Annotated in this window: 11 protein-coding genes and 1 rRNA gene; 11 read left to right on the top strand and 1 reads right to left on the bottom strand. The window is 37.6% G+C overall.

The features are described from left to right. Positions 1–21 precede the first annotated feature (21 nt). The 7 genes from CLU97_RS00070 (at position 22) to metF (ending at position 8,910) form a co-directional block, all read left to right on the top strand. A complete protein-coding gene (locus CLU97_RS00070) occupies positions 22–960 on the top strand; it encodes an alpha/beta fold hydrolase (RefSeq protein ID WP_121486164.1) in 939 nt (312 codons plus the stop codon). Positions 961–965: 5 nt separating this feature from the next. Then, positions 966–2,504, top strand: coding sequence for an ACT domain-containing protein (locus CLU97_RS00065; protein ID WP_121486163.1), 1,539 nt, complete (start codon positions 966–968; stop codon positions 2,502–2,504). 121 nt (positions 2,505–2,625) lie between these two features. After that, positions 2,626–3,786, top strand: a complete 1,161-nt coding sequence (locus tag CLU97_RS00060) for an O-succinylhomoserine sulfhydrylase (RefSeq protein WP_121486162.1) — start codon at positions 2,626–2,628, stop codon at positions 3,784–3,786. Positions 3,787–3,813: 27 nt separating this feature from the next. Beyond that, positions 3,814–4,200 carry a four helix bundle protein gene (locus CLU97_RS00055; RefSeq protein ID WP_121486161.1) on the top strand — a complete coding sequence of 129 codons (387 nt, stop codon included), beginning with the start codon at positions 3,814–3,816 and terminating at the stop codon, positions 4,198–4,200. Next, a complete protein-coding gene (locus CLU97_RS00050) occupies positions 4,175–5,197 on the top strand; it encodes a homocysteine S-methyltransferase family protein (protein ID WP_121486160.1) in 1,023 nt (340 codons plus the stop codon). The genes CLU97_RS00055 and CLU97_RS00050 overlap by 26 nt, the downstream gene beginning before the upstream one ends. Before the next feature lie 85 nt (positions 5,198–5,282). Further along, positions 5,283–7,943 (top strand): methionine synthase, encoded by a 2,661-nt coding sequence (gene metH, locus CLU97_RS00040; RefSeq protein WP_121486159.1) that lies wholly within the window; start codon positions 5,283–5,285, stop codon positions 7,941–7,943. A 7-nt stretch (positions 7,944–7,950) separates the two neighbouring features. Continuing rightward, positions 7,951–8,910, top strand: a complete 960-nt coding sequence (gene metF / locus CLU97_RS00035; protein ID WP_121486158.1) for a methylenetetrahydrofolate reductase [NAD(P)H] — start codon at positions 7,951–7,953, stop codon at positions 8,908–8,910. 287 nt (positions 8,911–9,197) lie between these two features. Here the strand turns inward: metF and CLU97_RS00030 are convergent, their stop codons facing one another. Next, the gene (locus CLU97_RS00030; RefSeq protein WP_121486157.1) at positions 9,198–10,349 is read right to left on the bottom strand and encodes a hypothetical protein; all 1,152 of its coding nucleotides are present in this window, start codon (positions 10,347–10,349) and stop codon (positions 9,198–9,200) included. Between the two features lie 101 nt (positions 10,350–10,450). Here CLU97_RS00030 and folE point away from each other — a divergent pair, with 101 nt between their 5' ends. The 4 genes from folE to CLU97_RS00005 form a co-directional block, all read left to right on the top strand. After that, positions 10,451–11,119 carry a GTP cyclohydrolase I FolE gene (folE, locus tag CLU97_RS00025; protein ID WP_047376638.1) on the top strand — a complete coding sequence of 223 codons (669 nt, stop codon included), beginning with the start codon at positions 10,451–10,453 and terminating at the stop codon, positions 11,117–11,119. Between the two features lie 3 nt (positions 11,120–11,122). Further along, on the top strand, positions 11,123–11,554 hold the full coding sequence (locus tag CLU97_RS00020) for a DinB family protein (RefSeq protein ID WP_121486156.1): 432 nt from the start codon (positions 11,123–11,125) through the stop codon (positions 11,552–11,554). Between the two features lie 125 nt (positions 11,555–11,679). After that, on the top strand, positions 11,680–13,146 hold the full coding sequence (gene cysS, locus CLU97_RS00015; protein ID WP_121486155.1) for a cysteine--tRNA ligase: 1,467 nt from the start codon (positions 11,680–11,682) through the stop codon (positions 13,144–13,146). Positions 13,147–14,589: 1,443 nt separating this feature from the next. Continuing rightward, positions 14,590–14,711 (top strand): 16S ribosomal RNA (locus CLU97_RS00005); the annotation flags it as partial.

Below are 14,711 nucleotides of genomic sequence, written 5' to 3'. Positions count from 1 at the left end.
TTGTATTAAAATTTAATAGAATTGAAAACAGAACTAAACTATATTAATCTTACGTATCAAACTTATTCCCAAAAGGAATACCGTATCTCATTAAGCTATCAGCTTTTTGGGAAAGATCTGTTTACAGCCCCTGTCATTTTAATCAACCATGCTCTTACCGGAAATTCCAATGTATCCGGAGCAAAAGGCTGGTGGAAACAATTGGTAGGAGAAAATCAGATTGTAGATACTGATAAATATACTGTTCTGTGCTTTAATATACCCGGAAACGGATATGACGATTTTTTAATTGAAGACTATGAAGACTTCACTCCTTCAGATATCGCTACGATATTTCTGAAAGGCCTTGAAGCGTTACATATCAAAAATTTATACGCCATTATCGGAGGCTCTCTGGGAGGAGGGATTGCCTGGGAAATGCTTGCTAAGCAGCCGGATCTCGCGGAAATATTTATTCCTATAGCCTGTGATTACAGAACACACGACTGGCTTCATGCACAGTGTCTGGTTCAGAAATTTTTATTGAATGATAAAGAGGAACCATTACAGAAAGCAAGAATTCATGCGATGTTGTGTTACAGAACTCCACAGTCACTCAATGACAGATTTCAAAACCAATATAACCAGGAAAAACAACGCCTGGAATCAGAAGACTGGCTGGTTTATCATGGTAATGCGCTAAACGAAAGGTTTAGTTTAAAAAGTTACAAGCTGATGAACCATCTCTTGATGAATATAAACGTTGCTGAAGAAGCGTTGGAGAACATACAGGCACGAATGCACATGATCTCCGTAGATACAGACTTATTCTTCCCGGCTTCTGAAATCCGAATGTGTTTTGAAAACTTAAAAGAGAAAAATAAGGATGTTTCTTATCACGAGATCCAATCTATACACGGGCATGATGCCTTCCTAATGGAATATCAACAATTAAATAATATCATTAAAAACATTTTATAGAAGTAATGAAAAATGCTAACGAAATAAAATTTTTGAAGAACAGATCAATCGTCAAATTTGAAGGAGAAGATTTCCTGGGAGAAATCGGGATTGACGGACGAATTTTTAAAGCGCTTACTTTAGCGCGCATCAGTGTAGGTGTAATTTCTCAGCAGGCCGTAGAAAACGGAATTTCTATTCTGGTTCACGCCAATGATGCAGAAAAAGCAGTAGCCTGTCTTATTGATGAATTTGAAGAAGAAAGAAAATCAGGAAAAGTTTCCCAGATCTACAGTATCAATAATGTTTCTGTGATTGGTTTTGTAGCAGAAGATTTCAATAAAGTCTTTGTTGAGCTGGCAAGAAACAATGTTTTTCCATTGCTTTTAAACCAGGTAGCTGGAGAAAACAGAGTCAACATTGTAGTGACTTCTTCACAGGATGAAAAAACAAAAAATATTATAGAATCTGAAATTTTCAAAAAACCAAAGACAGTTCATTTGGCTATCATTGGTCACGGAAATGTAGGAAAAACATTGATACAGCAGGTTCTGGAATCTGCGGAAGAAATTAAAAAACGTAAAAAGATAGATCTTAAGGTGGTGGCAGTGGCCAACTCAAAGAAAATTGCCTTCAACAAAAAAGGATTTGATACTAATTGGAGTGATGAGGTTTTAACAGCAGAACATCCATCAAATGTAGAAGAACTTATTAATTTTTCTAATGAAAATCAACTGGAGAACCTGATTGTTGTGGATAACACAGCCAGCAAAGATTTTGTAAAGAATTATCACGCTTTGGCAGAAAACGGATTTGATCTGGTTTCTTCCAACAAAATTTTCAATACCCTTCCGATTGAAGAGTACAGAAAACTAAGATATACGTTGAATAAAAATAACAGACGTTATCTGTATGAAACCAATGTGGGGGCGGGCTTACCATTGATTGATACGATTAAATTATTACACCTTTCAGGAGAAAATATCACAAGAATCAAAGGAGTATTCTCCGGAACACTGAGTTATGTTTTCAATAATTTTTCTTTGAGAGACGATAAATTCTCAACCATCATCAACGAAGCTTTGGAAAAAGGATTTACAGAACCGGATCCACGAGAAGATTTATCAGGAAATGATGTGGCAAGAAAATTATTGATCCTGGCGAGAGAATTAGATTTAATCAACGAATTTGGAGATATCAATATTCAAAACCTGGTTCCGGAAAGCCTGCTTGAAGTTTCAAAGTCAGAATTCCTTTCAAGACTTGGGGAACTAGACGAAGAATACCAGAAAATAAAAGAAAACCAGGAACCCGGACATGTATTGAGATATGTAGGTGATCTGCATGGTGACTTACAGAAAGATAAAGGTGAACTGGATGTAAAACTGGTGTCTGTTCCTGCGACATCCGCATTAGGACAGCTGAAAGGTTCAGATTCAATCTTTGAAATTTATACAGAAAGTTACGGAGAAAACCCAATTGTTATCATGGGAGCCGGAGCCGGAGCACAGGTAACTGCAAGAGGTGTATTCGGAGATATTTTAAGAGTAAGTGAAACTAAATAATTTGTACAAAGTAAAATGTACAATGTATTCATGAAGAAGAGAGCAATGCAGAGGGATTTGTTTAATGAAGTATAGAATAGCAGCCTGAAAATACATTGTACATTATTAAAATTAAAACTATATGGAAAATTTTGAAACATCAGCAATAAGAACCCAGACTGAAAGATCTCAGTTTGACGAGCATTCAACACCGCTCTATCTGACCTCCAGTTTTATATTTCAGGATGCGGAAGATATGAGAGCAAGCTTTGCTGAAGAAAAGCCTAAAAATCTATACAGCCGCTTCTCTAATCCCAACGTAACAGAATTTACAGATAAGATCGCTAAAATGGAAGGCGCAGAAGCAGGATATGCCTTTGCAACAGGAATGGCAGCCATCTATTCTACATTTGCAGCTTTGTTAAATGCCGGAGATCACATTGTGAGCTGTCAGTCTGTATTCGGGTCTACACATACATTGTTTACTAAGTATTTCCCGAAATGGAATATTGAAACTTCATATTTCAAAGCAGAAGATGCCGCAAACGTAGAGCAATACATTCAACCTAATACTAAGATCTTATATCTTGAAACGCCTACCAATCCGGCTATTGAAATTCTGGATCTTGAATTCTTCGGGCAGATCGCCAAAAAACACAATCTTATTTTTATTGTAGACAACTGTTTTGCAACACCTTATCTTCAGCAGCCTATCAAATACGGTGCAGATATTGTTGTACACTCAGCTACAAAACTGATTGACGGACAGGGAAGAGTTTTAGGAGGAATAGCAGTAGGAAAAGAAGACCTGATCAGAGAAATTTATCTTTTTGCAAGAAATACAGGGCCTGCATTGTCTCCTTTTAATGCATGGGTACTATCAAAAAGCCTTGAAACATTGGCAATCCGGGTAGAAAAACACTGTGAGAATGCATTGAAGGTAGCTGAGTTTTTAGAAAGCCATCCCAATGTGGAATTAGTAAAATATCCTTTCCTGAAATCCCACCCAAGCTATGAAGTAGCCAAAAAGCAGATGAAGCTGGGAGGAAATATCGTAGCATTTGAAATAAAAGGTGGTATAGAAGGAGGAAGAGCCTTTTTAGATAAGATACAAATGTGTTCATTGTCCGCCAATTTAGGTGATACAAGAACGATCGTTACGCATCCGGCATCCACTACCCATTCTAAACTGTCAGATGAAGAAAGAAATGAGGTAGGAATTACAGCAGGATTGGTTCGTTGCTCAGTAGGACTGGAAAATGTAGAAGATGTTATCGCGGATCTGAAACAGGCCTTAGATTAGTTAATCGTTGACAGTTTATAGAGCCAAATGGATAGAGACTACACAGAATTAGCAATTTATAGGGAAGTAAGAAAGTTGGTTACTCTGACTTATATTTTGACCACAAACTTTCCTGGAGAAGAATTATTGGCTTTAACAAGTCAAATAAGAAGAATGGCAACTTCAGTTTCGTTTAATATAACGGAAGGAAGTAGAAGAGAGATTCCTGAAGATACTTTACCGTTTTTACACATAGCCGGGGAATCTCTTAATAAACTGGAGGCTCATTTCCATTTGGCTCTAGACCAACATTATATTTCTAAAGAGGATTTTGAAATCATTAATAAAAAAATCCTCTTATGCAAAAAACTGGTCAGCGGATTTATAAACTGTTACAAATTGATAGAATATGAAAAATTCAGAACAATTATATAAAGCGATATCCGAAAGAATTTTAATTCTTGATGGTGCAATGGGAACTATGCTTCAGAGATACAAATTCGAAGAAGAAGACTATCGTGGAGAGCGTTTCAAAGACTGGGAATATCCGGTAAAAGGAAATAATGACCTGCTTTCTCTGACGCAGCCTCAGGCGATTGAAGAAGTTCACAAAAAATATCTGGAAGCAGGTGCTGATATCATTGAAACCAATACGTTTTCAGGAACCACCATTGCAATGGCAGATTATCATATGGAAGATCTGGTATACGATCTGAACTATGAATCTGCAAAAATTGCCAGAAAAGCCTGTGATGAATACACTGCAAAAAATCCGGAAAAACCGAGATTCGTAGCGGGATCTATAGGACCAACGAACAGAACGGCAAGTTTAAGCCCGGATGTGAATGATCCCGGATACAGAGCTATCACTTTTGAAGAATTGAGAGTAGCTTACAAACAGCAGTGTGAAGCGTTGTTGGACGGAGGCTCAGATATCCTTTTGGTTGAAACCATCTTTGATACCCTGAATGCAAAAGCTGCTTTATTCGCCATTGATGAATTACAGGACGAAAGAGGAATAAAAATTCCAATTATGGTTTCAGGAACTATTACGGATGCTTCCGGAAGAACATTGAGCGGACAGACTGCAGAAGCATTCCTGATCTCAGTTTCCCACCTGAATTTATTGAGCGTAGGTTTCAACTGTGCATTGGGAGCAGATCAGCTTACCCCTTATCTTGAAACACTGGCTCATAATTCAGAATTCTATGTTTCAGCTTACCCGAATGCCGGTTTACCCAATGCCTTCGGAAAATATGATGAAACTCCTGAAGATATGGCAAGACAGATCAAAGAATATGTGGAAAAAGGACTGATCAACATTATCGGAGGGTGCTGTGGTACGACTCCTGAGCATATTAAAGCGATTGCTGATCTGGTAGAGAAATATCCGCCGAGGAAATCCGGGAATTTGCTAAAGAATACAATTTAGCATACAAAAAATTCCGCTCGAAGTAAGCACAGGGATTTATTGAGGCAGGATGGAAATGATGCCTACTATATTTTAGAAGAATAAAATGAAATATTTAAGATTATCAGGCCTAGAGCCTCTTATCATAACGCCGGAAAGTAATTTCATCAACGTTGGTGAAAGAACTAACGTTGCCGGTTCCAAAAAATTTTTAAGACTGATCAAGGAGGAAAAATTCTCCGAAGCATTAGATATTGCCCGCCATCAGGTAGAAGGAGGTGCCCAGATTCTGGATGTCAACTTCGATGATGGTTTGATTGATGGAAAAGCATCCATGATCAAATTCCTGAACTTAATTGCTTCTGAACCGGATATCGCAAGAATTCCAATTATGGTAGACTCTTCCAAATGGGAAATCCTGGAAGCAGGTCTTCAGGTAGCACAGGGAAAATGTGTAGTGAATTCTATCAGCTTAAAAGAAGGCGAGCAAGAATTTATCAAACATGCCAAAGCTATTAAAAGATATGGAGCCGCAGTCATTGTAATGGCATTTGATGAGGTAGGACAAGCGGACAATCTTGAACGAAGAATTGAAATTTCAAAACGGTCCTATGATATTCTGGTAAACCAGATTGGCTTCCCGGCAGAAGATATTATTTTCGATTTAAACATATTTCCGGTGGCAACAGGAATGGAAGAACACAGAAGAAATGCCATCGATTTTATTGAAGCCACACGCTGGGTAAGACAGAATCTTCCTTATGCCTCTGTAAGTGGGGGAGTAAGCAATGTTTCCTTCTCTTTCCGTGGAAATGATACTGTAAGAGAAGCTATGCACTCCGTATTCCTTTATCATGCAATCCAGGCAGGAATGAACATTGGGATCGTGAATCCGGCCATGCTGGAGGTGTATGACGAGATCAATAAAGAACTTCTGGAACTTGTAGAAGATGTAATTCTGGATAAAAGAGAAGATGCTACAGAAAGACTTCTCGATTATTCCGAAAAACATAAATCAGTTAAAAAAGAAAAAACTGAAGACTTAGAATGGAGAAACAATCCTTTGCAGGAAAGAATTACCTATGCGCTGGTAAAAGGAATTGACCGTTTTATCGAAGAAGATGTAGAAGAAGCAAGACTATTAGCCGAAAGACCGCTTCATGTTATAGAAATTAATCTGATGACAGGAATGGGAGTGGTAGGAGATTTGTTTGGAAGCGGAAAAATGTTCCTTCCTCAGGTAGTGAAGTCCGCAAGGGTAATGAAAAAAGCAGTAGCTTATTTACAGCCTTTCATTGAAGCAGAAAAAGACGGAGCAAAACCAGCTAATGGTAAAATCTTAATGGCAACGGTAAAAGGGGACGTTCATGATATTGGTAAAAATATTGTGAGCGTTGTTTTGGGTTGTAATAATTATGAGATTGTTGACCTTGGGGTAATGGTTCCTGCTGAAAAGATTATTCAGACTGCCATTGAAGAAAAAGTAGACGTTATAGGATTAAGCGGATTGATTACCCCAAGTTTGGATGAAATGGTGTATATCGCTTCCGAATTAGAAAGACAAAACTTAGATTTTCCTTTACTGATCGGTGGTGCTACAACTTCAAAAGCACATACCGCAGTGAAAATCGATTTAAAATATAAAAATGCAGTCGTTCACGTAAATGACGCATCAAGAGCTGTAAATGTCGTGAGCTCATTATTAGGCGACAGAAATAAAGAATACGTTTCGGATTTAAAGAATGATTATTCCGATTTCAGAGAAAAATTCCTGAACAGACAGGTGGATAAAGATTATGTTTCCATTGAAGACGCAAGAGAAAACAATTTTAAAATTGATTGGGAAAATGAAGAGATCTTCACTCCGAATACAATTGGAGTAAAAGTAATCGAGAATCAGGATTTAAGAGAACTTCTTCCTTTCATCGACTGGTCTCCGTTTTTCAGAAGCTGGGATCTTCATGGGAAATACCCGAATATCTTAGAAGATGAAGTAGTGGGAGTACAGGCGAAAGAATTATTCAAAGATGCTCAGGTTATTTTAAAGAGAATTCTGGATGAAAAATTATTAACAGCAAAAGCCATCTTCGGAATCTTTAAAGCCAATTCCAATGACTCTGACGATATCTTGATTTTTGACGAAAATAATAATGAGCAGGCCAGGTTTTTAACCTTAAGGCAGCAGGCCCAAAGATCAAAAGGGAAAGATTATCTGGCTCTAAGTGACTTTATTGCTCCTCAAAGCTCTGGAAAAACTGATTATGTAGGAGCATTCTGCGTAACCACCGGATTTGGAACAGATGAATTGTCCAGTGAATATGAAAAAGCCAATGATGATTACAATTCTATCATGGTAAAGGCTCTGGCAGACCGTTTTGCTGAGGCTTATGCAGAATTTTTACATAAAAAAGTAAGAACAGAATATTGGGGATACGCCAATCAGGAAAGTTTAAGCAATGAAGAATTGATTGCTGAAAAATACAAAGGAATCCGTCCGGCTCCGGGATATCCGGCTTGCCCTGACCATTTGGAGAAGAAAACAATTTGGGATCTCTTAAAAGTAGAAGAAAATACAGGTGTTTTCCTTACAGAAAGCCTTGCCATGTTCCCAACAGCGTCTGTTTCCGGATATTATTTCGGAAGCCCGCATGCCAAATATTTCGGATTAGGAAAAATTACAGAAGACCAGCTTAAAGATTATGCAGCAAGAAGAGGTTGTAGCATTCAGGAAGCGAGAAAATGGTTGTCGCCAAATTTAGCAGATTAACATTGACATGAAGATAACAGAACACATTAAAAATGCAAATGGAAAAACTTTATTTTCCTTAGAAGTTGTTCCGCCACAGAAGGGAATCGGGATTGAAGATCTCTATACCAATATAGATCCGTTGATGGAATTCAAACCACCTTTCATAGATGTTACCACCTCCAGAGAAGAATATATTTATTTAGATAAAGGAAATGGCCTCATGGAGCGTCGTATCACAAGAATGCGCCCGGGAACATTGGGAATTTGCGCCGCTATTCAGCATAAATATAATGTAGATACAGTGCCACACCTTCTTTGCGGAGGATTTACAAAAGAAGAAACAGAATATCTGCTGGTAGACTGTATGTACCTTGGAATTGATAATGTAATGGCTTTAAGAGGAGATGCCATGAAAGGACATCAGTATTTTGAACCTACTCAGGGAGGTCACGCAAGTGCTATGGATCTTGTGGGACAAATTAATAACCTGGGAAGAGGAAAGTATCTTCACAATGAGGAAGAGGCATGTGATGAATTGAACAAATTCTGCATCGGAGTGGCCGGATATCCGGAAAAACATATGGAAGCCCCTTCCATGAATTATGATCTTAAATGGCTGAAACAAAAAGTAGATGCCGGAGCAGATTATATCGTAACTCAAATGTTTTTTGACAATAAAAAGTATATTGAATTCGTTCAGAAAGCAAGAGAAATGGGAATTACCGTTCCAATAATTCCGGGAATAAAACCTATTGCCACAAAGAAACACCTGAAAATCCTGCCACAGGTATTCAAAATAGATCTTCCGGAGGAGCTCATCAATGAAGTGGAAAATGCCAAAAATAATGAAGCTGTAAAGCAAATCGGAGTAGAGTGGGCGATTGCACAATGCAAGGAACTGCTGGATTTCGGAGTTCCTGTTCTGCACTTTTATTCCATGGGAAAAAGTGATAATATTAAAAAAGTAGCCGGTGAGCTATTCTAATAAAAGTACCAAAATGAAGGAACCCTGCTGTAAAAGGCGGGGTTTTTATTGTAATTAAATTCTGTACAGAATTTAATTTCTTTTAAAAGTAAAATAGATTAAAAAAGCCGTAGGCTATACACCCGCTTAAAAAGAATCAATGAAGTTGATTCCATCTTCGCTTCCTCAAAAATAGAAAATAAGCAAATAAAAACTTTGCATCAAATAACCCGAAGCAATCAAGAAAAACGATCCTAATTTTACGGTAATCAATAAACTTCCATCTTCCAGCCTCCAGCTTCATTCCTCTAAAGACCGGTGTGCCTCTCAAATTCCTTATTTCTGTCAAATAAATATCGGTAAGTAGCCAGCTTTCGGGTAACAGTGGTATCAAGTGTTTCTGCGATCTTGATCATTTGAGGGTTAAAATCACCAATCCACTGTAGTTCCGTAATCGTAAAATCCGTATGTTTTCTCAAATGCTGAGTTCCTTCCCAGATCATATACCCGTCAATACCTTTCTTCTGCCATTCCGGGACAACACCGAAAACAAGACCCACCATTTTTTCGTTCTTTTTAAAACGTTTCAGCAATAGAAATTTAAGCTTTTCAAAAATTCCGAATTTTCCGTTGAGGTATTTAAACCACTGGTTGAGGTCTGGAATATTGATCCACATCGCAATTGGCTGCTCATTTTCATACACAAACCAGGAGATATGTTCATTGATGATAGGCTTCATGGTGTTGAACATTTTCAGAACTTTGGCTTCTTCCAAACGTTTTCCTTCACCATGCGAAGCCCATGCTTTATTATAGATTTCAGTAAAATCCTCTGCAAACTTAGCCAGGTTATTTTTTTTCATAGGGTGAGCTGAAATGGCAGGATTTCTTCTGTTCTTTTCATGAGCAATGGTAAAGATCCTCGAAACTTCCGCAAAAACAGGCCGGGTAAAACAAAGCTGTTCAAAATAAATCTGAAAGCCATAATTTTCAAAAAGATCTTTATAGTATGGGAAGTTGTAATTCATTCCAAATAAAGGTTCAATAAACCCTTCAATCAAAAGCCCCCAGAATTTATCCCGTTCCCCAAAATTAATGGGGCCATCCATAGCCTCCATTCCTCTTTCCTGAAGCCAGTTTTTACAGTGATCAAAAATAAAATTAGCCGTTTCCTGATCGTTAATACAGTCGAAAAATCCAATTCCTCCCGTAGGCTGCTTCTGCTCATAACAGCCGTTCACAAAAACAGCTACTTTACCTACTGTTTTACCATCCTTTTTAAACAGGAACCTTTTACATTCACCATTTTTAAAGAATTTGTTCTTTTCGGGATCAAAAATCTCCTCAATATGTTTATCTAAAGGCCGGATATAATTTTTGTCGGATTGATAAAGGCGGGCTGGGAATTCCAGAAATTCTCTTTTATGGAGTTTATTTTGTACTTCTTCGACAATAATCATAGGCTTTTTAATCTGAGTATGCTATAAAAGATAATGTTTTTCATCTCATTTGAAATAGAGAAAAAGATATTATCCGTATTTTTGCTGCAAATTAAATAAAAATGGTTGATTTTACTGATAACGACGATGATATTTTCACTGGAAAAGAACATACGCCTATAAGGAAAGATGCTTTTGATAAATCGCCACAGGAAAAAATTGAAAAAATTACTGAGCTTTTTGGCGAGATTATGGAAACGTTAGGAATGGATATGACGGATGATTCTCTGAAAGACTCTCCAAGACGTGTTGCCAAAATGTATGTAAATGAGATTTTCGGAGGGCTTCTTCCTGAAAACAAACCAGGAATCTCTACTTTCTCCAATAAATATAAATACCGCCAGATGTTGGTAGAAAAGGATATCACGGTATACTCTTTCTGCGAGCACCACTTTTTGCCTATCATAGGAAGAGCACATGTTGCTTATATTTCCAATGGGGAAGTGATCGGTCTTTCAAAAATTAACAGAATTGTAGATTACTATGCGAAAAGACCACAGGTTCAGGAAAGGCTTACCATGCAGATTGTAGATGCCTTGAAAGAAGCTTTGGGAACTAAGGATGTAGCGTGTATCATTGATGCAAAGCACCTTTGTGTCAACTGCAGAGGAATAAAAGATACGGCAAGTTCTACCATTACTGCAGAATTGAGTGGTATTTTCAGAACAAACCCTATTACAAGACAGGAATTCTTACATTACGTAGGAAGCCATGCAAAACTGGATTATTAAACAATGAACTACCAGATCCTTAAAAATATTATTGATGCCGAGCTTCAGAGATTTCAAAACATCTCGGAAGAAGAATGGTCATATAAAGATTCTCAGCAAAAATGGTCCAAAAAAGAAATTATTGGTCATCTTTGTGACAGCGCTTTTACAAATATCCGTAGATTTGTTGTGACCCAATATAAAGAGAACGAAAATATTGTATATGATCAGAATTTTTGGGTAAAAGCTCAGAACTATCAGAATGTTCCTACTTCAGACCTTATTGGCCTGTGGAAGTCTTTGAACTATCAGATTGTTCATATTGTAGAAAATATTCCCGATGAAGCATTGCAAAGAACCTGTGATACTACAAAAACAGAACCTCGGGTGTATACATTGGAGTTTATTATCGATGATTATGTAGATCATTTACAGCATCATTTAAAAGCGATTTAATTATGATAAAATTTAAAAAAGTTTCAGATAAGATTTTTATCACAACAATTATTTGTTGTGACAGAATAATTTTTTAACTAATTTTTGAATCTTTAAAATCATTAAATCTTTTAACTTAAAAATAAATGCAATTAAAAATATATAACTCGCTTATAGCAGAAAAAGAAATATTCAAACCTATTTTAGAAGGAAATGTCGGAATGTACGTCTGCGGACCTACCGTGTACAGCAATGTGCATTTGGGGAATGTAAGAACTTTCCTTTCCTTCGATTTTATTTACCGTACCCTGGTGCATTTGGGATATAAAGTAAGATACGTAAGAAATATTACTGATGCAGGGCACCTTACTGATGATGGAAATGTAGATAATGACAGATTCGTAAAACAGACCAGACTTGAAAAGCTGGAACCTATGGAAATCGTACAGAAGTACACCGTAGATTTCCACAAAGTATTGGACATGTTCAATCTGCTTCCTCCAAACATTGAACCTACAGCTACAGGGCATATTGTAGAGCAGATCGAATTAACGCAAAAACTGATTGAAAGAGGCTTCGCTTACGAAAGCAACGGTTCAGTATACTTTGATGTATTGGAATACAATAGGAGAGGTTTGAACTATGGCGAACTTTCAAAACGTAATATAGAAGAGCTTTTCGCCAATACCAGAGATCTTGACGGACAGGGAGAAAAGAAAAACCCACAGGATTTTGCATTGTGGAAAAAAGCATCTCCAGCCCACATCATGAGATGGAACTCCCCTTGGGGAGAAGGTTTTCCGGGGTGGCACCTTGAGTGTACTGCAATGAGTACTAAATATTTAGGTGAAACATTCGACATCCATGGGGGTGGAATGGATCTTAAATTCCCACACCATGAATGTGAAATTGCACAAGGAAAAGCCTGCAATGATGCAGCACCAGTAAATTACTGGATGCACGCTAATATGTTGACGATGAATTCTCAGCGTATGAGTAAATCTACAGGGAATTACATTCTTCCAATGCAGTTGGTTACCGGAGACAATGATTTCTTTGAAAAACCTTTCCACCCTTCAATTGTACGTTTCTGCTTCCTGCAGGCACATTACAGAAGCGTTTTGGATATTTCAAACGATGCCATGATTGCCAGTGAAAAAGGATTTATAAGATTGATGGAAGCTGTAAAAGTATTAAATGCAATTACACCTGACGATACAAAACAATCCGGTTTCAGCCTGAAAGACTGGAAAGAGAAAGCCTATGAAGCATTAACAGATGACTTCAATTCACCAATCCTTATTGCACACCTGTTTGAAGCAGTGAAATACATCTTTGCTTTAAACGATGGTAAGGAAACAATCTCAACAGAAGATCTTGAAGATTTAAAGTCAACATTAAATGCCTTTATCTTTGATGTTTTAGGTCTGCAGACTGTAGAAGAAAATAACAATGAAAAGCTTGATCAGACCTTAAAAGTGTTGATTGAATTGAGAAACCAGGCAAGAAAATCCAAAAACTTTGACCTGTCTGACCAGATCAGAGACAAACTGCTTGCAGAAGGAATCGAATTAAAAGATGGCAGAGACGGAACATCATACGTCCTGAACTAAAAATATAACTTCGTTTTATACCCATTCCGTAGGAACCCCTTATATAAAGGATTCTTACGGAATGTTTTTTTATCCTCTCCCGTGAAAAATATCAGAATTCCATTTCTGATCCCTCATACAGAAAGCTCCCACTCATCCTCGCCCGCTCCAACTCTTTCTCTCTCCAACTCTCGAACATTTTCAGGAGCTTTATCCTGCTATCCATTCATACTCCTCGCGCCTGCGCTTTGCCACGCTCAATCCTTCGGGCCCTCCAACCCAAACTGTGGGGTAACCATTTCTATCAGGGCTAGGGGAGGATCAATTATAAATTATAAATTATGAATTATAAATGATGAATGATGAGTTTCTGGTTGTAGAGTTCAGCTTGTAATGAGTCTGCATTTTTTAAATCTGTAATTCTATATAATAACCATTGTAGAGATATCCAGCTATTCCCATTGTATCATTCCGTAGGAATCCAAACTTATTTACGAGAGTCTTAAAGGAAGTAAAATGAGGGTATAATGTCTAAGATTTTTTTAGCATTTAGTATTAGCGGTGTCATGCTGAGCAGAGTCGAAGCATTTTACTTACGATGAATTTATTTCTGCTATTGTCATCTCTCTTATATATATTGTATCCGCTATCCTCTGTGTAAATCCGTGCGATCTGTGGTTAATTGTACCTAACAATTCAATAGAAGCGGTCTGTAATCCTGAGTTTAGACGAAGGAAGTCTGTTTGATGAACACAAATCATTCAGTGGCTTTATCCCAAACCTGGAAAAAGAATATTTCTAGAAAGATATCTACTATTATATAGGTATACCTTCCATTACCCATTACCCATTACCCATTACCCATTACTCATTACTCATTACCCATGAAAATCCCCTCCCACGCTCAGACTCTCCCACCCATCTTCCCTGCATTCCAAACAAATGTTTAAAATTTTTCTCTCTGCGTTCCAAGGTCTTAGGGTTAAATATTACGGGAAGGTGAAATTTATGTTAAATAAAGTTGCTTGGTGTGTGGTAAGTTTCTATCTTTGCCCCACTGAAAAACGAAAGAGATTCGGTAGCGCAGAAGAGCTTTTAGATAAGCAAAAACAGTATTACTTCCAAAAGAATCAGACGAAAAAAAACTTGAAAATTTTTCAAAAAAAAGTTGCCAGTTAAAAAAGAGTTTGTATCTTTGCAGTCCCAATTAGAGGGAGCGCAGGAGTGAAGGGATTGAGGTTATGAGAGGGATTAAGGTTACTAAAAAAACTTTAAAATTTTCTTTCAAAACATTTGGTCATTACGAAATAAAGTTTTACTTTTGCACTCGCAAATACGGAGCGACACTGACAGAGAGATTGCTTCGTTACAAAGCGGAAGAAGAAAAGATCATTGACATACAATATAACAACCAAGTAAGGAAAAACTAAAGCGTTAAAAACTTTGAGTGAGTCAGACAAACATACAATGGAGAGTTTGATCCTGGCTCAGGATGAACGCTAGCGGGAGGCCTAACACATGCAAGCCGAGCGGTAGAGTTTCTTCGGAAACTTGAGAGCGGCGTACGGGTGCGGAACACGTGTGCA

The sequence above is a fragment of the Chryseobacterium sp. 7 genome (assembly GCF_003663845.1).
Classification (GTDB): Bacteria; Bacteroidota; Bacteroidia; order Flavobacteriales; family Weeksellaceae; genus Chryseobacterium.
This window is presented reverse-complemented; position numbering and strand designations above follow the sequence as displayed.